Genomic DNA, 20,394 nt, shown 5'->3' on the forward strand with positions numbered 1-20,394 from the left:
TCAGGTAGCCTGTTCCTGCAGGGCCTCTAGCTCAATTGGCAGAGCTGCGGACTTTTAATCCGTAGGTTCCGGGTTCGAGCCCCGGGGGGCCCACTCCTCGCGGCGCCGAATGGCTTCCTTCGACGGGTAGTTGGCGGCCGTCGCCGTGGTTGGACAGCAGACCGAGATGTTGCCGCGGCCACGGCCGAACTGTTGCGCCAGAGCCACGGTCATGATGCCGTGCATGTCTTCGACGTCGGCCTGCACCAGCCGAGGATGCCCAGGTCGCCGCGCTCGCCCGCGGCGGACTTGAGCCGCCAGCGGTACGGGTGAGCTGTACACCTCGCGCAGGTGTTGACAGGTCATGCGAGTGGAAATGGCGGCTGCCACCACGCCGGCGACCGCTGCAGCTCGACCCGGTCGACCCACTTGACCCACCAGTAACCTCGGCGGCCCGGTGCGACCAGCCGTAGCGGGAATCCGTGCCGGCGGGCGAGTGGTACGCCGCCCATCGCCGTCGCAAGGAGCAGCCGATCGATCTCATCAACCGGGAACCGGATCCAATAGCCGGTAACGGAATGCACGAGCAGGCTCCGCGCCTCGCCAACGTCCCGTATGAGGGACGAGACTGGGACGCCCGTCCAGTCCTGATGCGCGTACCACCCAGACGTACAGTCCAGCGTCGCCCGGAGCGGCGTCGTGTGTGCCGCCACCTCGGGCAGAGTCAGCTCGTACGCACCGTGGCCGTCAACGACGCTGAGCCGCCATTCATCGAGGTCGACCTCGGGGGCGGTGTCGTTGAGCCAGATGGTGCTCGGCATCGAGGGCGGATCGAACGAGCCGATCTCGTGTGAACCGGTGAATCGCCGCTCTCCGCCGGGCAACCCAGCGAGCCGGACGGTTGAGTCGGTGATGAGGTACAGCGCCGTCGCCGCGGCGCTGAGCAGGCCCGCTCGAAGCGCAACCCGGCGGGAAAGGTCTGTCTTGCGGGGCCGGCTCCTTCTGGCGACCGCGTGCCAGATGAGCAGTGGAACGAGCGCCAGCGCGGCGGCAATGTGGACCCACAAACCGTGCTGCCCACCGATCGAGCGGATCAGCCCGGTGGAAGAGCCCAAGCCGGCCACCACGGTCATGACAGCGAGCATGGCGAGAAGCAGGGACGCCCACCTACTGCGACGGGCCCGACCCAGCCCACGACGGACGACGCGACCCTTCCATGGGATCAGCAAGATAACCGCCATGGCCGCGACACCATGCCCGATGACCACCCACCGGCCGTGTGATGAACCGGTCGCCACCGCCCCGGTGCCGGTGGCGAAGGCCAGCAACAACGCGATGAACAGCGCCACGTTCGTCTGCCGAGGCGACAGCATCTGCTTGATCTTCGGGTGCACGGCCGCTCCTCGCCCCGTTCACTCAATCGTCGATCACTGCGATCTTCTGGTTGGGTTTGATGCAGAGCCGGCAGCGGATCGAACTGCCCTACGCCGCTACGTGATCCGGAGTCTTGGTGCGAGCGGTCTCGTGCAACGCCGCTGACAGCCACACCAGCGCTATCCCTGTGACGATGTGGGTCGCGCTGATCAACGGACTGTCCGGAAGCGGAGCGAGGAGGGCGATCAGGGGGAACGCGAGGACGTAGGCGACAGCTGGGATTCTGGGATAGACCCGTGCGCGCACCATAGAGAGCCCGAACAGCACAACACCGACGCTGAACACGAGGGCGCTGACGAGAAGGGCGATCCGGGAGATGCCGGCCAGGTCATCGACTTCGATCACTTCCTCGATCGGGAAGAGGACCAGGTTCAGGGTGTAGCCGGCGCCACCGAACAGGCCGAGCCCGACCAGGTTGACAGCGAAGCCGACGATGCCCAGCCGACCACTCGCGCGAAGCTGGCCCAGATGCAGGCCGACCACCAGGGGGAGTCCCAGGGCGGGAGAGAGCCCGAGCGCGGCACTTGTCGCCGTCGTCTCGCCGGCAAAGATCTCGAACACGCTGGCTAGCGCGATGAACAGCCCGGCGAAGATGCCGCTGATGGCGCCGAAGCGCAGCAAAGATGTCATGCGGCGACCGTAGGAGCCGCGGACCGGGCTCGGACAGTGCCTGATTGCCGCACTTGTAGCCGCCTTTCACCCCGGCACTGTGCCGATCGGCACCTGTCTGCTGGTCCATCGACCGGACCCACACAAGGCCGTACGCTCTATGCATGTCGCCAGCCGCGTTGGATGCCAGACTCCATGCGGGTTTCCCCGCCAGACCGGTGCCGTGGATTTCACCGGTGCTCTACGGCGTCGTCGTGGTCGCCGGGGCATTCGCCGGAGTCACCGGCCTCGGGGACACCAGGTATGTGCCGTTCGTGACCGGCTTGACCCTGCTCATGGCGCTGGATGTCGCTGAGCGCCGCCGGTACCCGGCGATGACGCCGACCGTCCCGGCGATCACGCTGCTCGTCGCTCGGCTGGTCCTCTTCGTTGCGGTGGCCGCCGCCGACGGCTCCGGCCTGTCCCGGGTGCTGTTCCTGCTGTTGCCGTTCACCGCGTACTTCGCGTTCGGCTGGAAGGTGAGTATCGCCCTCGGCCTCGTCAGTCTCGGATTGCTCGTGATCGGCTTCGAGTTGACCGTCCCGCAGTGGTACGGCGAAGTCGAGCAGGTCTCCGATCTGCTGATGTTCGTCGTCGGGCTGGCATTGACCATCGCGATGGCCTCGGTCGCCGTGGAAGAGCAGCGCGGCAGGGCGCGGTTGGAGCAGTCCCATGCCCAGCTGCGCACCTACGCCTCACGAGTCTCTGAGCTGTCTGCGGCGGCCGAGCGGAGCCGGGTGTCACGCGACATCCACGACGGGCTCGGACACCACCTGACGGCCATCACCCTCCTGCTGGAGAAGGCCACGACGTTCCTCGACCTCGATCGCGCCGCCGCGCGGCAAGCCCTTGACGACGCCAGCCGCTCGGCACGGCGCGCGCTCGAGGACGTACGGCACTCGGTGCGCACGCTACGCGCCTCGACCGAGCCGTTCCACCTCTCGGCGGCGCTGAACGACCTGGTTCGCGAGGCTGACGGCGGTGAGCTGTCGGTCAGCCTCGACTTCTCCGGAGATGAGAGCCGGTGTGATCCAGCCGCCCTGATCACGCTCTACCGGGCCGCTCAAGAGGGCATCACCAATGCCCGCCGCCACGCCCACGCGTCCCACGTGTGGGTGACCGCCAGCTGTGACGACGAGAATGCACACCTGGTAGTCGCCGATGACGGGTGCGGATTTCCGCCCGAGCGTGAAGGCTACGGCCTACTCGGAATGCGTGAGCGTGCGCAGCTCGTGGGCGGTTCGGTCGAGGTGGTCAGCGGGCCGGATGCAGGCACGCAGGTGATCGTGACCATCCCGCACAAGGTGGCCGTGTGACCGACGAGGCAGAACGTGTCCCACCGCCCGTGCGCGACATCCGCGTTGTTGTCGTCGACGACCAGAGGCTGATCCGGGAGAGCATCGAGTCCTTGCTGGACATACAGCCTGGCATCGCGGTGGTCGGTACCGCCGCCGACGGCAGGCAGGCAATTGACGCCGTGCTCACTTTGGAGCCGGACGTCGCCTTGATGGACGTGCGGATGCCCACCATGGACGGCATCGAAGCGGTCGCCGTCCTGCGTGGGCGGGCTCCGAACTGTCGGGTGGTCATGCTGACCACGTTCGACGACGAGGAGTACGTCGTGCAGGCGCTCCGGGCCGGCGCCAGCGGATACCTGCTCAAAGACCGTCCGGCGCAGGAACTTGCCGATGCGGTACGAACGGCGCACGCCGGCGTCGTCCAGTTCGATCCGGCCGCAGCCGCCCGGCTCACGGTGGCGCTCGACCGTCCCGGCAACTCGCCGAGCCGAGAACCGGCCGGCCATCCGCTGACCGCAAGGGAGGTCGACGTACTACGCCTCGTAGCCACCGGCTCGACCAACCGTGAGATCGCCGAGCGCCTCTACCTCAGCGAAGGGACCGTCAAGAACCATATCTCCAGGATCCTGAACCGGCTGGGTTTGCGCGATCGCACTCAGGCCGCGCTCTATGCGCGCGATCAAGGCTTGGTCTGACCCTTTCGGAATTTGCTCCCCCGCCGCCTGACCTTCGTGTCCGCTTCCGGAGAATCTGGCGCAGCATACCTGGACGTCCGCCCGCATCCTTCCTACCGTGACTCCGGGTCAGAGAGCATGAGCAGCCCTCACACGGCTTTTCACACGTCTCAAGGCGAGGGTTTGTCGCTAGGTCCGCCGACCGCGGAACTCCGAAGGAGAGGGGACAGCCATGCCGTTGATCCAGGTGAAATTGATCGAGGGTGTCTTCGACGAGGCGCAGAAGCGAACGATCGTGGAACGGCTCACCGACACGATGGTCGACATCGAAGGGGAGAACATGCGCCAGGTGACCTGGGTGCTCGTCGAGGAGGTCAAGAGTGGGCACTGGGCCATCGGCGGCCAGCCGCTTGCCACGGCCGACGTGAAAGCCCTAGCTGCGGGCGTGCCTGCAGGCTGACACCCGAAGAGCCGTGCGTCTGCAATCCGCCGGTGCGTCTCAACAAACGCGTTGAGACGCACCGGTGGCCGTTTGCGCGCGCCCAGGCTGATCCACTCGGGGTCACACGCTTTCTCACACGGTCCCACGAGACCGTGGTGCCACTGACGAGGGAGGTCACCATGACAATCACGATGAGCCGCATCGAGACGCAGCCGTACCCGGCCAGCAACAGTGACGCGGACGGCGTGCTGGGCACCCTGCATGACACCCTTGACACCGTCTCGGAGCTGGACCCCGATCTATTGCACTCTGACACCCTCGCCGGCCACGCGATCGTGACTCTCGCCGGGGCGGCGCGGGCGGCTGTCACAGCCCTGGGTACCGCGTCCGGAACCGCCCTGCGTGAAGCGTCCGGTGTGGTTGTCGTCCGTGACCTGGTCGCCGCCGTGTCCCTTCTGGAGCTCGCGGTGTCACGACGCGGTGGTCCTTCGGACCCCCGTGCGCTGGAGCAGATCGCGCGCAGAGCGAACACCGCGTACGGCCGGCTTCTGCTTGCGGCTCCGTCGGCGACCAAATCGGGCGTACCATGCAGGTGAACGGGAGGGCGCCCATGGTGACGATCAAGTTGCTCGGGCGTCCGGCAGTCTTCGGCGACGGAGTCGAGCTGGACGGGCCACGCGGCAAGAAGGGCTGGGGCCTCCTCACGTACTTGGTGAGCAACGGCGCCGCCGTCCCGCGTGAGCGCCTCGTCAGGCTCCTGTTTCCGGACGCCCAGGATGGCCTGGGTTCCTTGCGCTGGAACCTTGCGGAACTTCGCCGCATCACGCGAGAGCCCCACACGTTCGCCGGGGACCCGGTGACGCTGTCCTTGACGCGCGACGTGCAGGTCGACATACACCTTCTGGCGGCGGCCCCGTGGTATGAGGTGATCGACCAGATCGACCTGTCCGCACCGCTCCTCGAAGGGCTCGCGTTCCCGTCGTGCGCGGGCTTCGAACTGTGGCTCGAGGGGGAGCGGCAACGTGTCGTCGCGCTTGCCGCGGCAGCTCTCCGGGAGGCCGCACGCGACGAGATCGCCTCTGCCCGGGCGGACGAAGCGGTGGGGCACGCCCGGAGGCTGGTCGCGCTCCAGCCATGGGACGAGAACTGCCATGAGCTTCTCGTTCGTGCGCTCGCCCAGTCTGGCGATGTCGCCGGAGCCCGTGCGCATGTCGAACTGGTCACTGAGTCGTTCCTTGACGAGCTCGGTGTTGCTCCGTCCCGTTCGGTGAGTGCCGCAGCGGAGCCGCTGATGGCCCGTCCTGCACAGGCCAGCCGGACGCGCACGGAAGCACAGCTGCAGGCGGGCATGACCGCCGTATCGGCCGGCGCGTCGGACGCCGGGATTGGGTCGCTGCGGCGCGCGGTGGCCGGCGCGAGGGCAGTAGCGGACCCCGAGCTCCTGGTGAGGGCACTGATCCACCTAGGCAGCGCCCAGGTTCACGCCGTCCGCGGCACCGACGAGGCAGGCGGGGCGGCACTCAGAGAGGCCGTCGCCGTCGCGGAACGCGTCGGACGTCCTGGCCTCGCAACCGGCGCCTGCCGGGAACTGGCGTGGGTGGAGTTCCTCCGCTGCCGCTTCGAACCGGCCGAGCGTTGGCTGGACCGTGCCATGGCAACCGTGGGCGCCGACGATTCGGAGCGAGCCTGGATCCTGCTCACGAAAGGCTCTCTGCGCAGCGACGCCGGACGTTACGAGGAGGCGATACCGCTGTTCCTCGACGCCGTGCGGCACGCCGAGTATGGCGGTGATCTGCGGGCGCGCGCGATGGCATTGACCCACCTCGGGCGACTGCGGCTGCTGCGCGGTGAGGACGATCTGGCGTCCGAACACCTGGAGCAGGCCCGAGCACTGGCGGATCAGGCAGGGTGGCTCACGTTCGCGTCGTACCCGCTGTCCTGGAGCGCCGAATTGGCCATGCACGCTGGTCGTATAGATGAAGCAGCGGAATTGTTCAGCAGTGCCCATGCCCTGGCTGTGGAGGTCGGCGACCCGTGCTGGGAGAGCCTGGCCTGTCGGGGTCTCGGGCTGGTCGCGGCCGAGCGCGGGGAGCACGCCACTGCCGCTCGTCTGTTGTACGACTCCCGCATGGCATGCCGACGCGTCAACGACGCATACGTCTGGCTGGAGGCATACGGGCTCGCAGCTCAGGTGGCCCATGCGGTGGCAAACGGACTGGGTGGAGTCGAGGCACTGATGGACGACCTGGATCAGCTGGCGTCGAAGCACGGCATGCGGGAGCTCCAGGCGGAAGCCGCGATGTTCCGGGTCTCCGCGGGCATGACCGACGCGTTGGAGGCGGCCCGGAGCCACGTCGCTTGCGTCGACAACCCGGTGCTCTCCGCACGGCTCGTTCGGCTGGAGGCCACTCTGGCCGAATCCACCGCCAAGGTGCCGTCGTAGCGCTCCCGTGCCGGTGCCACATGGCGGTGAGCGCGTCAGCCGGTCCGAGGTGTCGGAGCCTGCACGGTATGAGGGCAGGCTCCCGAGTGCCTGGCCGCCCTGGGTTGTCCAGCCGACGGCGAGTTCGGAGTTGACTTCAGGTTGACCTGAAGTGCCAGGCTGGCGGTGCTGTTCTGAGTGATGCTGTTCAGGAAGGGATGTCCCCGTGTCGAATCGCCTTTTCGGTGTCTTGAACGGCTTGGTGCATCGCCACCGTGATGAGGACTTCGGAGGTAGCGCCAGTGAGTCTTATGACCGGTTGGCCCGGCGTACTCTCGGTAGCCTGTACCGGCGGGTCTGTAGCGACGTCGTCGGCATGGCGCCGCCTGGCGGGGTGATCGCGGACGTCGGTGCCGGTACTGGCAGGCTTTCCTCCCTGGTGGCCCAGGGCCGTGAGGACCTGGACGTGCATGTAGTCGATCCGTCGGCCGACATGGTGACCGTGGCGGAGCGGGTGGCCCGCGACGCCGACGTGGCCGACCGTGTCCACCTGCACGTCGCCGACGTGGCCGGGTTGCCGTTGCCGGCCGACAGCGTTGACGTGATCGTCTCTACCCTGAGCATGCATCACTGGCCCGATGTTCCAGCCGCGGCGGCTCAGCTTCGGCGGGTGCTACGGCCGGGCGGCAGGCTCCTCGTGGTCGATTTCCGTTTCGCGCCGTTCCGCGACCTCGACGACGCATTGCGGACGGCTGAGAATCCGGAGTGGACGGAGATCACGATGGCGAAGGTCCGGCTACCGTGGTATCCGTTCGCGCCCTATGCGCGGCTGCTGGCCCGAAGTGCGGGGCCCGCGGCGTCTTGAGTTGTTCGGCGGTGTTCGGCGGCGACGTGGGTGAGTGGCCACGGGCTCGCTCGTGGCGGTAATGAGAGCGTGATGCGCAACAGCGACGTAGACGAATTGAGCATCGGCGAGTTGGCCGACCGGTTCGGGTTGGCCACCCATGTGCTGCGGCATTGGGAGGACGTGGGCGTCCTGATTCCGGCTCGGCGGCAGGCTGGGCGACGTCGGTACTTCACGGACCAGGTCGCCGATGTTGCGATGATCTTGCTTGGCCGGGACTGCGGCCTCAGCCTGGGCCAACTGCGCCGGTTGATGACGGTCGCCAGCCGGGATGAGCAGCGCGCTATCCTGCTCGACCACGTCGCGCTGCTGCAACGACGCGTCGCGGCCGCGCAGACCGCGCTCGATCTCGTAGGGCATGCACTCACGTGCGACGCGGACGACGTGACGCGATGTCCCGACTTCCGTCGAAAGCTGGATGGCTACGGGGCCGGCCCCCGGTGCACCTAGCCATGGGCGGCGGCGAGAAGTGCTCGTATCGCGTCGTCGAGCACTGGTCCGGTGGGGAGGGGATCGTTCGGGTCGTTCCACATCGCTATGACGGCCCGATCGTGCGAGTCGTCGATGAGCCGGTATGTGAGGGCGAGGACTCCCGGTTCCGAGCCGCCCTTGAACCAGGCGTGGTTCCATGTGTCCGACAGGTCCTGCGGTATGCCGGGGTTCGCGGACAGGATGGCGTCGATCGGCTCCAGTCCCGGGGTGTCGGCCAACGCCGCGAGTTCGCGGATGGTGGTGCACAGATCCGTCGGGGTAGCGAACCACTCGACGGACTGCACCAGCCGAGGGCTCGAGAGGTCGAGGTTCGCCACGGCCGTTGGGTCTTCCTGCCATGGGAACGGTGCTCGGTCGGCGAGATCGGTGAGGAAACGACGGCGTTCGCCGACTCCGTCGAGCGCCTCGTACTCGGCGCCGAGCTCGGGTGCGACGAACTTCAGGCGAGCCATGTCGGCCGTGGTGAGCAGTGGGATGTTCTGCTCCGAGGACGCCGGCGCGACCTCGGCGATGACGGCTTCGACCGTCTGGGCGCCAATGAGTGAGATCAGATGGTCGGTCGCGCTGTTGTCGGAGATCGAGATCATCAGCTCGGCCGCGTGCCGCACCGTCACGGTGGATCCGTCCGGGACGGTGTACAGCTCGCCACTGGGATCGCTGCGTAGCTCGTCGCGTACGACCAGGTCGTCGTCCCATGACAGTCGCCCGCCGGCGATCGCGTGGCCGAGCGCGATGAGCACCCACAGCTTGAACGCCGACGCGATCGGGAGCGCCTGCTCGTGAGCGACGCCGTCGACGAGTCGGCAGCGACCGTCGTCGAGATCGAAGACGGCATACGCGACGTTGGGTGCGAGCGCCATGATCGGGCCGTCGGCTGCCGCGGCCGATATCGGGGGCGGTCCGTCAGGGGTGTCGACGTGGCTGGAGGCGCAACTGCCGGCGACCAGGATCGTTGCGATCACAGTACAGCCGAGGAGCCGTCTGGAGATCATGCCTGCCAACCTAGGTTGACAGTCGGTCGCCTGTCAACCTAGGTTGGCAGTATGCAGGAGGCGCCCATTCGCATCCCCGACCCGACGGACCCCGCCGCCACGCTGGCGACCGTGGTCTCGCTCCGCCGGCTCGCCGACAGGCTCGAGTTGGCCGGTGCCCAAGCCGCGATCGATCAGGGCTGGTCGTGGACGGACGTCGCCGAAGCCCTCGGTGTCAGCAGGCAGGCCGCCCACAAGAAGCTCGCCCGCCGCATCACCCAATGACGAACAGACCCAGCAAGGAGGACCCATGTTCAACCGACTGCGCCGGCGAACCGGTGATATGCGCACAATCAAGCACCTACTCGCTGACGCGGAGAACGTGGCGCGAGAACAGGGCGCGGACAAGCCCGGCGCCGAACACCTCGTGATCGCCGCGCTGGCCTTGCCGGACGGCACGGCCCGCCGGGCCTTCGAACGCATCGGCGCCGACCCGGACGCCTTCGGGACGGCCGTCACCGAACAGCACGCCGAGGCGCTGCGGGACATCGGCATCGATCACGACGACGCCGCGCTCAGTGCACAACTCCCCGAACCGCAGCCGGCAGGCGGCGTCTATCGCAGCGAGGTGTCCATGCAACAGCTCTTCCAGCGTGTGACCGACGACGTCAAGAGCGATGGATCCAGCCTGGTCGGCGCCCACGTCATCCGGGCGGCCGCCCGCATGGAGTACGGAACGACGGCCCGCGCGCTCGATCACATGGGAATCGACCGCATGGACCTCGCCCAGGCGGCCGGGGCCGAGATCGCCGGACGGCACGCCGATGCGAGTTGACGTCAGGCTGATCTGAAGCGCCCGGCCGGCGGCGGCTCGTTCCCGGTCCTTCCCGCGGCCGGCGGCGAGGATCGTGCTCACACGACTGCACGCCACGGCTCTCACGTCCGGTCTGACCATCACCGTGTGGTGGACAGCGTGCGGGCGATCAGCTGTGCTGATGGGTCAGGCCGAGGGGTGCGGCCGACTTCGTGGCGAGTCGGTCGAGGTAGTCGTCGAGAGACGTGAGGACGTCGGCGTAGTGCCCGAAGAGCTCGAAGCTGACCGCTCCGAACAACATGGTCCATGCGTCGAGCACGTGCAGGACTCCGGACGCCGGCATCTCTGCCAGTGCTGCGGCGATCTCATCATCCTGAGAGACGGCGGGGTGCGTCTTCAGAATCTCGACGTCCGTGGCTAATGCGTCGGTCACCGGGTCGTCTCCCGGCGTTCCAGTGCGACGGGCCACCGCGGCCTCGATCGCGATCTGCGCCAGCAATATGACCACTTCGCCGGCCGGAATCGCCGTGTGCTCCGGTGCGGCGTATCCGGGCACCGGAGAGCCGTAGACGAGGGCGTACTCGTGCGGATGCTCGCGTGCCCACTCACGGACCGACCGGAACACCGCCTTCCAGCGACCGAGGTGATCCTCCCGGGCCACCTGCGACTCCGCTCGGCGTGCAGCCTGGCCGAGCCCCACGTACGCGTCGGTGATCAGAGCCGTCAGCAGGGCGTCGCGGCTGGGAAAGTACCGGTAGACCGCCGACGACGCCATGCCCAGTTCACGCGTGACGGCTCGCACCGACAACCCGCCCGCGCCGACCTGCGCCAGCTGCCGGCGAGCGACGTCCTTGATCTCGCGGGTCAGCTCGTCCCGTACCCGCTGCCGGAACCCACGTGTCGAAGCCATGCCGCCATTCTTGCACATAGCGCGAGCAGTAAACGTAAACGAGAGCACTGCTCTTGACAAGGCATACGAGACCAGCAACACTGATCTTTAAGGAGAGCAGTGCTCACAAAGGAGAACCCATGTCCCACCACCTCGTCCTCGGCGCCGGCACCATAGGCTCCGTCCTGGCCATACAACTGGCGAACGACGGGCACGAGGTCCGCGTCGTGACGCGTTCTGGTACCGGCCCATCGCACCCCGGCATTGCCCTCGTCAAGGCTGATGTGCTGGATCGCGATGCGCTTCGTCCGCACGCCGCGGGCGCCGCCGCCGTCTACAACACCCTCAGCCCGCCGAGCTACCAGCAGTGGTCCTCCATGTGGCCGCCGCTGGCAGCGGCCGTGCTCGACGTCGCCGAGTCTTCCGGAGCGGTTCTGGTGACCATCAGCAACCTCTACGGGTACGGCCCCGTCGTAGGGCCGATCAGCCGCGACCTTCCGCTCGCTGCCACGGAGCACAAGGGCAGGCTGCGAGCTCGGCTGTGGCAGGATGCGCTCGCGGCCCACCAGGCAGGGCGAGTGCGTGTCACCGAGGCACGGGCGTCGGACTTCCTCGGTCCCGGCGTCGGACTGCACGCGGGATTGATCACCCGTTACGGGCAGGCAGCGATGGCCGGCAAACCCGTGCGCGTGCTCGGGGACCCGGACGCGCCGCACAGTTTCACCTACGTCGACGACGTTGCACGCACCCTGGCCGTCCTCGGCACGGACGAGCGTGCATGGGGACATCCATGGCACGTCCCTTCGTCCCCGCCGGTGTCCGTGCGAAACCTCCTCGAGTCGGCCACCCAGCGCGGCGGCATCCAGGCCCCCCGAATCCGCCGGATCCCCAGGAGTGCCCTCACGCTGCTCTCACCCTTCTCGCCGACGCTCCGTGAGGTACGCGGTGTGCTGTACCAATGGGAGGCGCCCTTCGAGATCGACGCGACGGCTACCACGACCGTCTTCGGGCTGGAACACACGCCATGGGATGACGTGATGCGCAGAACGACCGCTGATTGGCAGCAGTAGAGCCGGCGACCGGAGAAACACAGTCGGGCGAAGCGGGCGACGTGATTGCCGCGGATCGGTTCAACGCGCTCTCACTTCTGTGCGCCGGTCGACCAGGAACTGCGTCCGAGACCGTGCTGACTATGCCCTGGCTGTGTCCGCGGCCGGAGCCGGAATCGGGGTGGCGGCGCCGCTGACCGTCACCCGGGGATCGTCCGGCGTCACATCGACGATGAGCTCGCTGCGTCGTCCCATGTCCTCGCCTTGCAGGATGGTCAGGCGCGTGGCTTTGGTGACGCGATCAAGCTGGCGGAGGTAGCCCCCGAAAGCGGCGGCCGCGGCGCCGGTGGCCGGATCCTCGATGACGCCGCCCACGGGGAATGGGTCGCGGGCGTGGATCGTGCGCTTGTTCTCCGGCCAGAACAGCTGCACGGTGGTCCATCCGCACTCTCGCATCAGGCTCTGCAGGGCGTCGAAGTCGTAGTTGAGGTCGGCGAGACGGTCCCTGGAATCCGCTGCCAGAATGGGGTGTTCGTTTCCGGCAAAGGCGACGTGCGGCGGCCAATCGGGGTCGAGCTCGTCGGGTGACCATCGCAGTGCGGCGAGCAGCCGCGCGAGTTCCTCGTCGGAAGTCGGCCGCGACCGCGTCGGCACGCTGGTGAGACTCGCGATGACGGCTTTGCGCTTCTCGGTGTGTATCGGAACCGTGCCCGCCTGGGTCTCGAAGGTGAACGCCCCGACGCCGTCCCGTTCGGCCAGCACGACCGCGGTGGCGATCGTGGCGTGGCCGCAGAACGCTACCTCTGCCAGCGGGCTGAAGTAGCGCAGCCGGAAGTGTCTCTCGTCCGAGTCGATCGTGCTGACGAAGGCGGTCTCGGAGTAGCCGACATCGAGCGCCGCCCGTTGCATGTCGACGTCGCTGAGTTCGTCGGAGTCGAGGACGACGCCGGCCGGATTGCCGCCGGACGGATCCGAGGTGAACGCGGCGTAGCGGAGTATCTCAAGCATTCGAGTCTCTTACCCATTCCTCGTCGGCCGGATGGCGTCGAGGAGCAACGAGTGTGCGCGGTTGATCCGTTCGGTGGCGGACGCCGCACCCGAGCTGTGGGCCGCGCCGCCGAGCATGTCCACCAGTAGCGTCGTGTCCTCCAGAGTCAGGTCGGACCGCACCCGCCCCGCCGCCTGTGCTCGGCGGAGTGGTTCCTCGACGATGGCCAGGAACCGGGTGGAGATCTCCTTGCGGGTGTCGTCGGACACGGCGCGACTGTTGAATACGTCGACCAGGCCGACATCTTTGACCAGCATCTTCAGTGTCGCGGCGAGGATGTCGAGGTAGGCGTCGGCGCTGTCGGCCGCCGTGAGGCTGACTCGCTCCAACTCGCTGATGTTGTCCAGGAAGACGGTCTTCACCAGGCTTTCCCGGGTCGGGAACCGGCGGTGCATCGTCGCTCGGCCCACGCCCGCTTCCTGGGCGATCACCTCGAGCGGCGTGTCCAAGCCACGTTCTGCGAACAGCCTTCGGGCCGCGGAGATCACGGCTTCTCGGTTGCGGCGCGCGTCAGCACGTAGCGTCGTCGTGCTCGACTGGACGGTCATCTCTGTGAGTATAGGGAGGTTTGCCCGTCTGCTCAGGAACAGATGTACGCACGTATCTGGGCTTAAGTGCCCACTTCGGGTTAGCATGGTCAGCACTCCGGAAGCAGGCATGCTGCGGATCGGAACGGTGTCTCGTTCAAGGGCGAAGGAGGGCACGATGTTCCAGTTCGGTGCGGCTGCGTACGCACACATGACATCGGTGCTGGTGACCATGCTCGCCGTCATCTTCGTGACCGGCCTTGCGCTGGTGCTTCTTCCTGCTCTCGGACAGGCTCTCCGGGTGGTCGTCTCGGCGGTCGTCCGCCGTCGCCAGGAACGACGTTCGGCGGCCTGGCAACATGCCGAGGCGGTGCGTGGCATCGCACAGCTGGAGTGGTACCTCGGCCGCCGCGACGCCCGGCACTGATCTCTCACGCACCCGGCTGTAACCCTGTGCGCAGGGGATATACTGCTCACAACGCGGGTACGGCCGTCCGCCGCGCCGTCGGCTGCCCGTGGCGGGGTCCATGTGAAGCCGTGATACCGAGGCGTTCGTGCGAACGCCGGCGGTGGTCGTGCCCATCACGTGTCGAGTGAAAGGGACGGGAGTGGGTACGCCAGATCGGCTGCATGAGAACCAGCAGGGAGTCGAGCTGTCCGCCGTGGAGTGGTTGCTCGACCATTTCCGGGCGAAGGAAACGGACCGCCGACGGATGGTCGATGAGCTCGACGTCGGTCCGTCCGATCAGGTGCTGGACGCGGGCTGCGGCCCGGGCATGTGGACGAGGTTGTTCGCCGAGAAGGTCGCATCCGGCGGCGGCAAGGTAACCGGTCTCGACTTCGCGTCGGACATTCTGGACTACGCCCGCGCCAGTTTCGACGGCGACCCGCTCGGCAGCGCGGTGGAGTTCGTCCGTGGTGACCTGCACGAGGTGCCGTTTCCACCGGAGACCTTCGATCTGACGTTTCTGGGCAACTGCCTGTGTTACATCCGCGACGCCTATGACGTGCTGGAGAAGCACAAGAAGGTGACGCGCAGCGGCGGGCGCATGGTGTCCAAGGAGTTCGACGGCTCCGCGATGATCTTCCACCCGGTCTCGCCGGTACTGACCTTGAAGGTCGTCACGGCCGCCGCTCAGGCGCTCGAAGAGAACGCTGCCTCCGCGTGGTTCGACAACTTCATCGGGCGCCGGACGTACGGAATGTTCCGTGACCTGGGGCTGAACGACGTGTGGACCCGGAGCTACGCGATCCAAAAGGTGGCGCCGCTGACCGAGGAGGCCAAGCGGTACATCATCGGCAATGCGACCTGGTACGGCCGGACCGCCGCGCCGTACCTCTCGGAGGACGAGCGGCAGGAGTGGGCCGAGTCGTTCGACCCGGAGTCCGAGCGATACGTACTTGACCGGGACGATTTCTACTTCTGCATGATCGAGACCATGACCGTAGGCACCGTCTAGTGTCCTGTGCCGCAGGTCACTGGCGTGTCGAGGGTGTTTCCCGGAGCTGGCTGCGCCGTCGTCAGGCGGCGTGGCCGGCGTCGCGCTCCGGAGCCCGGACCGGGAGTATCGCGAGCAGTCCGGCCAGCAGAACCAACACGATCCCGGCCATCCCGGCCCGCTGACTCCCGAACAGCGCGATGAAACCGGTGAATGCCGCCGGACCGAGGAAGCTGACCGCCCGGCCCGTGGTGGCGTAGAGCCCGAACGCCTCCGCCTCGCGCTTCGGGCTGACGATGCGGGCCAGGAACGTCCGGCTGGCCGACTGCGCCGGCCCGACGAAGATCGCGAGTGTCAATCCGCCCGCCCAGAACACCGCTTGCCCGGGCAGCGCGGTGATGAGTGTGCCCACGGCGACAAGTGAGGCCAGCGAGCCGACGATCACCGTCTTCGGACCGAGCCTGTCGTCGAGCCGCCCGCCGAGCACCGCGCCGAGGCCGGCGGTGAGGTTCGCGGCGATCGCGAAGATCACCACCTGGGTGTCGCTGAACCCGAACGTGCCCGCCGCGATGACGCCGCCGAAGGTGAAAACCGCGGCCAAGCCGTCCCGGTAGATGGCGCTGGTGATGAGAAACCACAGCGTGCGGCGCTCCTCCCGCCACATCCGGGCCAGCCGCTTGGCCAGCACCACGTAGCTGGCGAAGAAGTTCTGCTTCAGCCGCTCACCGGATGGCGGCACCTCCGGGACGTTGAAGAAGACCGGCAGCGCGAACAGGGCGAACCACGCCGCGGAGAAGAGCGCGACCGCACGGATGTTCATCCCGTCGTCGTCGGTCACGCCGAACAAGCCGACGTCCGGCATGATGAACGCCACCAGGACGATGGTCAGCGCGACCAGCCCGCCGAAGTAGCCCATGCCCCAGCCGAACCCCGACACACGGCCGATGGTCTCCTTGGTGGAGACGCGGATCAGCATGGCGTTGTAGTTGACGCCGGCGAATTCCGAGAACACGCTGCCGGCCGCCACCAGGGCCAGGCCGAGGACCAGGTACGACGGGTCGTCGCGGACGAAGAACAGGCCGGCCGTGCACAGCACTACCAGCCCGGTGTGGACGCCGAGCCACAGCTTGCGCCGGCCCGCGGCGTCGCTGCGTTGCCCGGTGACGGGGGCGAGCAGCGCGATCAGCACCCCGGCGATGGTCAGTGCGATGCCGAGCGCCTGGGAACCGCTGTCTTCGTCGCTCGCCACGCTGTCGGTGAGATAGACGGTGAAGACGAAGGTGACGATGATCGCGTTGAACGCCGCGGAACCCCAGTCCCACAACGCCCAGCTGATCACCTGGCGCCGGTTCGGACTCGTGTCGTTCTGCGTCGTCATGGCTGGGGTCACGGAAGAATGAGACCAGATTTCCACGGGATCCGACACCACGGGCCGGCGAATACGTGAGAAACACGCTCGTCGCGCTCTCCGAGCCGCGGTTCGACGACGTCAGAGCTGGCGCAGCAGAGCCTGCTTGGCAGCGGCGAACTCATCGTCGGTCAGGATGCCGTCGCGGTGCAGGTCGCCGAGCTCGCGCAGGCGTCGCAATACGGTGTCGTGGTCCGCCCCGCCGCCGGCGCCGCCAGACCCGTCGGGGCCGCTCGCCTCGGCCGACCCTGCGACCTGGGGCAACTGGCGGGCCGTCGCCGCGTCGGTCGGCGCCCCCGACGGATGCGGGAGCCTCGCCACCACAGCGGCGCCCACCAGCGAGATCGTGCCACCCTCGCGACGCCAACCCCAGGTGATGCAGTTCGGGTCGTGCTTGGGGAGCAGCGCCGACGCCCCGGTGACGCGGAAGCGGAGAAAGCCGTTGGTGAGCCCCACGATCGGCACCCATTCCACGCCGTGGACGTCGCCGAGTGAGATCTCCCGCGCTCCGCTCGCCTTCTTGACCTGCTCGGCCCATTCGGTCCACTCGATCCGGATCACCGAACCGTCGAAGGTGACCGTGCCGTCGCCGGCTGTGGCCGTCAGAGGTACACCCGGGCCGCTGAGCAGATAACGCTCACACGCTCCCGGCGGTACCTGTTCGACGGTGAGGGCGTTGCGCACCTCGTCGACGAAGTACTCGGCCACGCCGGCGCTGTCCTTGTCGACGGCGAGCCGGTACGGGTCCACGTCGTCAGCCAGCTTGCCGGCCGTCACCTGTAGAAACGGATCGGCGCCGTCGCGCAGCCGGAGCCGCAGCCGACCGCCCTTACGTGCCGACTCGTAGGTGATCCCGGAGATGGCCGCCAGCGGGATCGCCCGTTCACCGAGTGCCTGTCGCAGCGCGTGAACCCGACGGTCGCCGCCGGGCACGATCCGGACGATCTCCCCGTCGAACGTCCACGTACCGTCCCGTACGATCACCTCGGCCATACGAATAGATGGTAATGATCGTGGAGCCCGTCCGATCACCCGGCGTCGTCACCCGCCGGTGCTGTGGAGCTACCGGTTCGCCGGGGCCGCCGAGATGTCCGCGAGGGCGGAATCCGGCTCGCGGGCGAGTGCCACGTCGCCCAGGGTCACCACGCCCACCGGCCGCAGATCCTCGTCGACGACGGGTAGCCGGCGGATCGCGTACTCCCGCATCAGATTCACCGCGTCGTCGATCGGCGTGCCGGGAACCACGGTGGTGACATCGCTGCTGCACACGTCGTCCACCGAGGTGTCGTCCGGTGGCCGGCCCTCGGCCGCCGCCCGCACGACGAGGTCGCGGTCGGTGAGCACGCCGCGGACCATGCCGTTCTCAAGAACGAGCACGTCGCCGACGTCGTTGTTGCGCATCGCCACGGCCGCGTCGGCGAGGGAGGCGTCGATGTTCACCGAGATCACCCGTCCCGTCATCGCGTCCGCCACGGTCTGCGGCGTCACGCCAGGCTCTTGGCCGGTGAAGACGTCCGGATCGTCGTCGGCGGGCGGCTCCGGGTCGCGCCACTCCTCCACGCGGACGGGCCGGTCCGCCTGCTCCATCCCGTGCAACTCGTGCTTGAGTTCGTCGTCCTGCCGCGGACCGTGTTTATCGCTGCCGCGCTCCACCATGGGGGCCTCCTCCCGACACGGGGCTTTCGCCTATCCGCCTCGGCGTTCGCAGGTGGGGCCGCCTTCTCGCTGCGCGGCGTCCTCCTGCGAGCCGGTATCTGCTTGCTGGTACCAAGCTCGGTACCCGGACCGGATACGTTCAATCGCGGTGGGTGTGGCGGTATGGGATGCGCGTTCAGGGCGCTATGACCCACCGAACGCGCATCCCATCCCTGCTGGCGGTGTGTCATGGCGAGTCGTAGGCGTGCCCCGCGCGGCAGAGACGCGCTCCACCTCGGTGAAGCCGGCGTCGCAGGCAGCACCGTCACCGTGATCCACTCCGAGCCGTCGTGGCGCAGGTTGGCCATAGATCGGCCGTTACGCTCCTGGCCCAGTCCACTACTTGCGAACTGGCTCTACAGATGGGCCAGACGTCGCGCTGAAGATGGAGTGAACATCTTCTCAGGAGTGCGATCGAACATGTCGAACCGCGGAGCCGAGCTGCGAGAACTAGCCCATCGGCTGAACGACGCCGGTCCGGAAGCGGTCGAAGACGAACTTTCGGAGCTCGCGAGGATGGCGGCCGCCGTCGGCGTGGAGCCCGCGCTGCTCGCTGCGCTCTGCGACCGTGCGGCGCCCGCTGTCGTCCGGCAGCGCGCATTCGCCCGGGTCGCCGCCCGCGTCGACGCGCGGCTCGACGCGCTGACCGTCCGCACGTCGTCCGATCGACAGGACTCGCCGGAGGCGGGGTACATCGAGCCTCGCCCCGGGGTGTATCCAGGAGGCGAATCGCAGACGCGCCCGACGAGGAACGTCGTCCATCGGAGTCCATCGCGCTGACGCATCGACGGCAGCGGCCGTCGCTGCGTCAGGTGAATCGCCGGCCTACATAGCCGAGCCGGTTCTGATGTGCTCATCACACATGTCCGTGTCCGCCACCAACCGGCAGAATCGCCGCCATCACTCGTCAACGATGGGGTTGGAGTCATGCGTAGGCGTGCAACGAACAGCAGGCAATCGGCGTTGATACGCGTGGCGGTGGCTGCCGTCGCCGTTGTCGTGGCTGTGCCGCTGGCCGTCACCTCCGCCGTCGCGACGTCCACGGACAGCACGACGACGACGCTGACGCTGACGCAGACGGCGACGCCGACCCATCTGCAGCTGCTCGGGCAGCACACATCGGTCGCCAACGGCTGGGAACTGGTGGAGCACTTCCGCGACACCAGAGCTGGATTCTCCCAGGAGCAGTTCCCACCCGACGGACGCGGCGATCAGGACGGCCAGCGGGTGACCTTCTTCGGCGGCGACGCAAAACCGCACTCGTCTGAGTTCCTGCTCTACCACGCTCCCGGCTGGAATGCGCAGACCAGCCGCCGGCCGGTGCTGCTGGTGCACGGCGCCAACGACACCCCGGATCGTGCATGGGCCAACCCCGGCGAGTCCGGCGATTACGGATGTGGTCGATCGTCGTGCCCGGGTACCGGCCTGATGCAGCAGCTGGTGGCGGAGGGCGTGCCGGTCTTCGCCGTCGGATTCGCCCACAAACAGGGCGACAATCTCATGCAGGCGCAGCACGTGGGGAACGCGATCGCGATGATCCGGGAGAAGCTGGGTGTCGGCACCGTGGACGTGATCGGCTGGAGTAAGGGGATGATGTCCGCTCGGATGTACGTCTCCTCCGTCCGCCCGCCCGGGGGCTCGGATTACGCCGGGGACGTCGGGAAACTCATCCTGCTCGGCGGGCCGAACGGCGGGTACGACTACCCGTACGCGCATGGCTGGGCGCACAACGTCTCGATCTGGCCCGAGTGCGGCGGATCCATCAACGCGCCGTCCCCGCATACCCGCATGACCTGCTACGGCCTGTATACCTACCATCCCGAGTTCTCCTTCGTGCCGGAGTCCGGCTGGGACGCGTACCCGGGGCAGCGCCAGATGCTGGCCCGCTGGGACGGCGTCTACGGTGTCAACACCGCCGCCCAAGACTGGTACACCACGTACTACGGCGGGCAAGGCTTCTACACGCGTGGTCAGGGTATCCAGGCGGCCATCGACGCCGGCTCGCTGATCGCACAGATCCAGGCAGCCGGTACGCCGGCCAGCGTCGAGGTGTATCTGCTCGCCGGCGGGTCACCGACCGTCACCGGCATCTGGAATGAGACGCGCGGGCCGAGCGACGGTGTGGTCTTCGTCGACAGCGCGCTGGACACCACCGGTGTCGGTAACGTCGCGGGTACCCGGCTCGCCGGATCCGTCAACCATCTCGAGCTCGGCTGGCATCCGACCGTCCGTGACCAGGTCATCTCCTGGCTGTCATGAAA

Annotated in this window: 23 protein-coding genes and 1 tRNA gene; 15 read left to right on the top strand and 9 right to left on the bottom strand. The window is 67.7% G+C overall.

Annotation, left to right across the window (positions count from 1 at the left end; genetic code table 11):
• The first annotated feature begins 20 nt into the window (after positions 1 to 20).
• Positions 21 to 93: transfer RNA gene (locus G1H10_RS22675), tRNA-Lys, on the top strand.
• Positions 94 to 341: 248 nt separating this feature from the next.
• Here G1H10_RS22675 and G1H10_RS34720 read toward each other — a convergent pair.
• Together G1H10_RS34720 and G1H10_RS22685 are read right to left on the bottom strand one after the other, a co-directional pair.
• On the bottom strand, positions 342 to 1,373 hold the full coding sequence (locus tag G1H10_RS34720) for a molybdopterin-dependent oxidoreductase (protein ID WP_163742013.1): 1,032 nt from the start codon (positions 1,371 to 1,373) through the stop codon (positions 342 to 344).
• Positions 1,374 to 1,461: 88 nt separating this feature from the next.
• On the bottom strand, positions 1,462 to 2,043 hold the full coding sequence (locus G1H10_RS22685; protein ID WP_163742015.1) for a hypothetical protein: 582 nt from the start codon (positions 2,041 to 2,043) through the stop codon (positions 1,462 to 1,464).
• A 143-nt stretch (positions 2,044 to 2,186) separates the two neighbouring features.
• Here G1H10_RS22685 and G1H10_RS22690 point away from each other — a divergent pair, with 143 nt between their 5' ends.
• From G1H10_RS22690 to G1H10_RS22720, 7 genes are all read left to right on the top strand, one after another.
• The gene (locus G1H10_RS22690; protein WP_163742017.1) at positions 2,187 to 3,377 is read left to right on the top strand and encodes a sensor histidine kinase; all 1,191 of its coding nucleotides are present in this window, start codon (positions 2,187 to 2,189) and stop codon (positions 3,375 to 3,377) included.
• Complete coding sequence (locus G1H10_RS34725; RefSeq protein WP_216853568.1) at positions 3,374 to 4,054, top strand: response regulator; 681 nt, start codon at positions 3,374 to 3,376, stop codon at positions 4,052 to 4,054. The genes G1H10_RS22690 and G1H10_RS34725 overlap by 4 nt, the downstream gene beginning before the upstream one ends.
• Positions 4,055 to 4,265: 211 nt before the next feature.
• The gene (locus tag G1H10_RS22700; RefSeq protein ID WP_163742019.1) at positions 4,266 to 4,493 is read left to right on the top strand and encodes a tautomerase family protein; all 228 of its coding nucleotides are present in this window, start codon (positions 4,266 to 4,268) and stop codon (positions 4,491 to 4,493) included.
• A gap of 161 nt (positions 4,494 to 4,654) precedes the next feature.
• Positions 4,655 to 5,071: a hypothetical protein gene (locus G1H10_RS22705; RefSeq protein ID WP_163742020.1), complete on the top strand. Its 417-nt coding sequence runs from the start codon at positions 4,655 to 4,657 to the stop codon at positions 5,069 to 5,071.
• A gap of 14 nt (positions 5,072 to 5,085) precedes the next feature.
• Positions 5,086 to 6,918, top strand: coding sequence for an AfsR/SARP family transcriptional regulator (locus G1H10_RS22710; protein WP_163742022.1), 1,833 nt, complete (start codon positions 5,086 to 5,088; stop codon positions 6,916 to 6,918).
• Between the two features lie 205 nt (positions 6,919 to 7,123).
• Positions 7,124 to 7,762 (top strand): class I SAM-dependent methyltransferase, encoded by a 639-nt coding sequence (locus G1H10_RS22715; protein ID WP_163742024.1) that lies wholly within the window; start codon positions 7,124 to 7,126, stop codon positions 7,760 to 7,762.
• Between the two features lie 72 nt (positions 7,763 to 7,834).
• Positions 7,835 to 8,251 carry a helix-turn-helix domain-containing protein gene (locus tag G1H10_RS22720; protein ID WP_163742026.1) on the top strand — a complete coding sequence of 139 codons (417 nt, stop codon included), beginning with the start codon at positions 7,835 to 7,837 and terminating at the stop codon, positions 8,249 to 8,251.
• Here the strand turns inward: G1H10_RS22720 and G1H10_RS22725 are convergent.
• Complete coding sequence (locus G1H10_RS22725) at positions 8,248 to 9,285, bottom strand: serine hydrolase (RefSeq protein WP_163742028.1); 1,038 nt, start codon at positions 9,283 to 9,285, stop codon at positions 8,248 to 8,250. The two genes, G1H10_RS22720 and G1H10_RS22725, sit on opposite strands and share 4 nt — an antisense overlap.
• Positions 9,286 to 9,336: 51 nt before the next feature.
• Here G1H10_RS22725 and G1H10_RS22730 point away from each other — a divergent pair, with 51 nt between their 5' ends.
• Together G1H10_RS22730 and G1H10_RS22735 are read left to right on the top strand one after the other, a co-directional pair.
• Entirely contained in the window at positions 9,337 to 9,549 is a 213-nt protein-coding gene (locus G1H10_RS22730) for a helix-turn-helix domain-containing protein (protein WP_163742029.1), read from the top strand.
• Positions 9,550 to 9,574: 25 nt separating this feature from the next.
• Positions 9,575 to 10,099 carry a Clp protease N-terminal domain-containing protein gene (locus tag G1H10_RS22735; protein WP_163742031.1) on the top strand — a complete coding sequence of 175 codons (525 nt, stop codon included), beginning with the start codon at positions 9,575 to 9,577 and terminating at the stop codon, positions 10,097 to 10,099.
• Between the two features lie 148 nt (positions 10,100 to 10,247).
• Here the strand turns inward: G1H10_RS22735 and G1H10_RS22740 are convergent, their stop codons facing one another.
• Positions 10,248 to 10,988: a TetR/AcrR family transcriptional regulator gene (locus tag G1H10_RS22740; protein WP_163742033.1), complete on the bottom strand. Its 741-nt coding sequence runs from the start codon at positions 10,986 to 10,988 to the stop codon at positions 10,248 to 10,250.
• Positions 10,989 to 11,107: 119 nt separating this feature from the next.
• Between G1H10_RS22740 and G1H10_RS22745 the strand changes: the two genes are divergently transcribed.
• On the top strand, positions 11,108 to 12,037 hold the full coding sequence (locus tag G1H10_RS22745) for an NAD-dependent epimerase/dehydratase family protein (protein ID WP_163742035.1): 930 nt from the start codon (positions 11,108 to 11,110) through the stop codon (positions 12,035 to 12,037).
• Positions 12,038 to 12,157: 120 nt separating this feature from the next.
• On the opposite strand, the gene G1H10_RS22750 is transcribed toward G1H10_RS22745, so the two are convergent.
• Both G1H10_RS22750 and G1H10_RS22755 read right to left on the bottom strand, forming a co-directional pair.
• Positions 12,158 to 13,024 carry a PhzF family phenazine biosynthesis isomerase gene (locus G1H10_RS22750; protein ID WP_163742037.1) on the bottom strand — a complete coding sequence of 289 codons (867 nt, stop codon included), beginning with the start codon at positions 13,022 to 13,024 and terminating at the stop codon, positions 12,158 to 12,160.
• Positions 13,025 to 13,033: 9 nt separating this feature from the next.
• Positions 13,034 to 13,612, bottom strand: a complete 579-nt coding sequence (locus G1H10_RS22755; protein WP_163742038.1) for a TetR/AcrR family transcriptional regulator — start codon at positions 13,610 to 13,612, stop codon at positions 13,034 to 13,036.
• Positions 13,613 to 13,769: 157 nt separating this feature from the next.
• On the opposite strand from G1H10_RS22755, the gene G1H10_RS22760 reads away from it, so the two are divergent.
• Positions 13,770 to 14,018 (top strand): hypothetical protein, encoded by a 249-nt coding sequence (locus G1H10_RS22760; RefSeq protein WP_163742040.1) that lies wholly within the window; start codon positions 13,770 to 13,772, stop codon positions 14,016 to 14,018.
• Positions 14,019 to 14,199: 181 nt separating this feature from the next.
• Positions 14,200 to 15,051, top strand: a complete 852-nt coding sequence (locus G1H10_RS22765; protein ID WP_163742042.1) for a methyltransferase domain-containing protein — start codon at positions 14,200 to 14,202, stop codon at positions 15,049 to 15,051.
• Between the two features lie 61 nt (positions 15,052 to 15,112).
• On the opposite strand, the gene G1H10_RS22770 is transcribed toward G1H10_RS22765, so the two are convergent.
• From G1H10_RS22770 to G1H10_RS22780, 3 genes are all read right to left on the bottom strand, one after another.
• Entirely contained in the window at positions 15,113 to 16,408 is a 1,296-nt protein-coding gene (locus G1H10_RS22770) for an MFS transporter (protein ID WP_163742156.1), read from the bottom strand.
• A 111-nt stretch (positions 16,409 to 16,519) separates the two neighbouring features.
• Positions 16,520 to 17,431, bottom strand: a complete 912-nt coding sequence (locus tag G1H10_RS22775) for a DUF4429 domain-containing protein (RefSeq protein WP_163742044.1) — start codon at positions 17,429 to 17,431, stop codon at positions 16,520 to 16,522.
• Between the two features lie 69 nt (positions 17,432 to 17,500).
• The gene (locus tag G1H10_RS22780) at positions 17,501 to 18,094 is read right to left on the bottom strand and encodes a CBS domain-containing protein (RefSeq protein ID WP_216853570.1); all 594 of its coding nucleotides are present in this window, start codon (positions 18,092 to 18,094) and stop codon (positions 17,501 to 17,503) included.
• A gap of 459 nt (positions 18,095 to 18,553) precedes the next feature.
• On the opposite strand from G1H10_RS22780, the gene G1H10_RS22785 reads away from it, so the two are divergent.
• Both G1H10_RS22785 and G1H10_RS22790 read left to right on the top strand, forming a co-directional pair.
• A complete protein-coding gene (locus tag G1H10_RS22785; protein ID WP_163742046.1) occupies positions 18,554 to 18,913 on the top strand; it encodes a hypothetical protein in 360 nt (119 codons plus the stop codon).
• A 147-nt stretch (positions 18,914 to 19,060) separates the two neighbouring features.
• The gene (locus tag G1H10_RS22790; protein WP_163742048.1) at positions 19,061 to 20,392 is read left to right on the top strand and encodes an esterase/lipase family protein; all 1,332 of its coding nucleotides are present in this window, start codon (positions 19,061 to 19,063) and stop codon (positions 20,390 to 20,392) included.
• Positions 20,393 to 20,394: the final 2 nt, after the last annotated feature.

This window comes from Phytoactinopolyspora halotolerans (genome assembly GCF_010550675.1).
GTDB classification, from domain to species: Bacteria; Actinomycetota; Actinomycetes; order Jiangellales; family Jiangellaceae; genus Phytoactinopolyspora; species Phytoactinopolyspora halotolerans.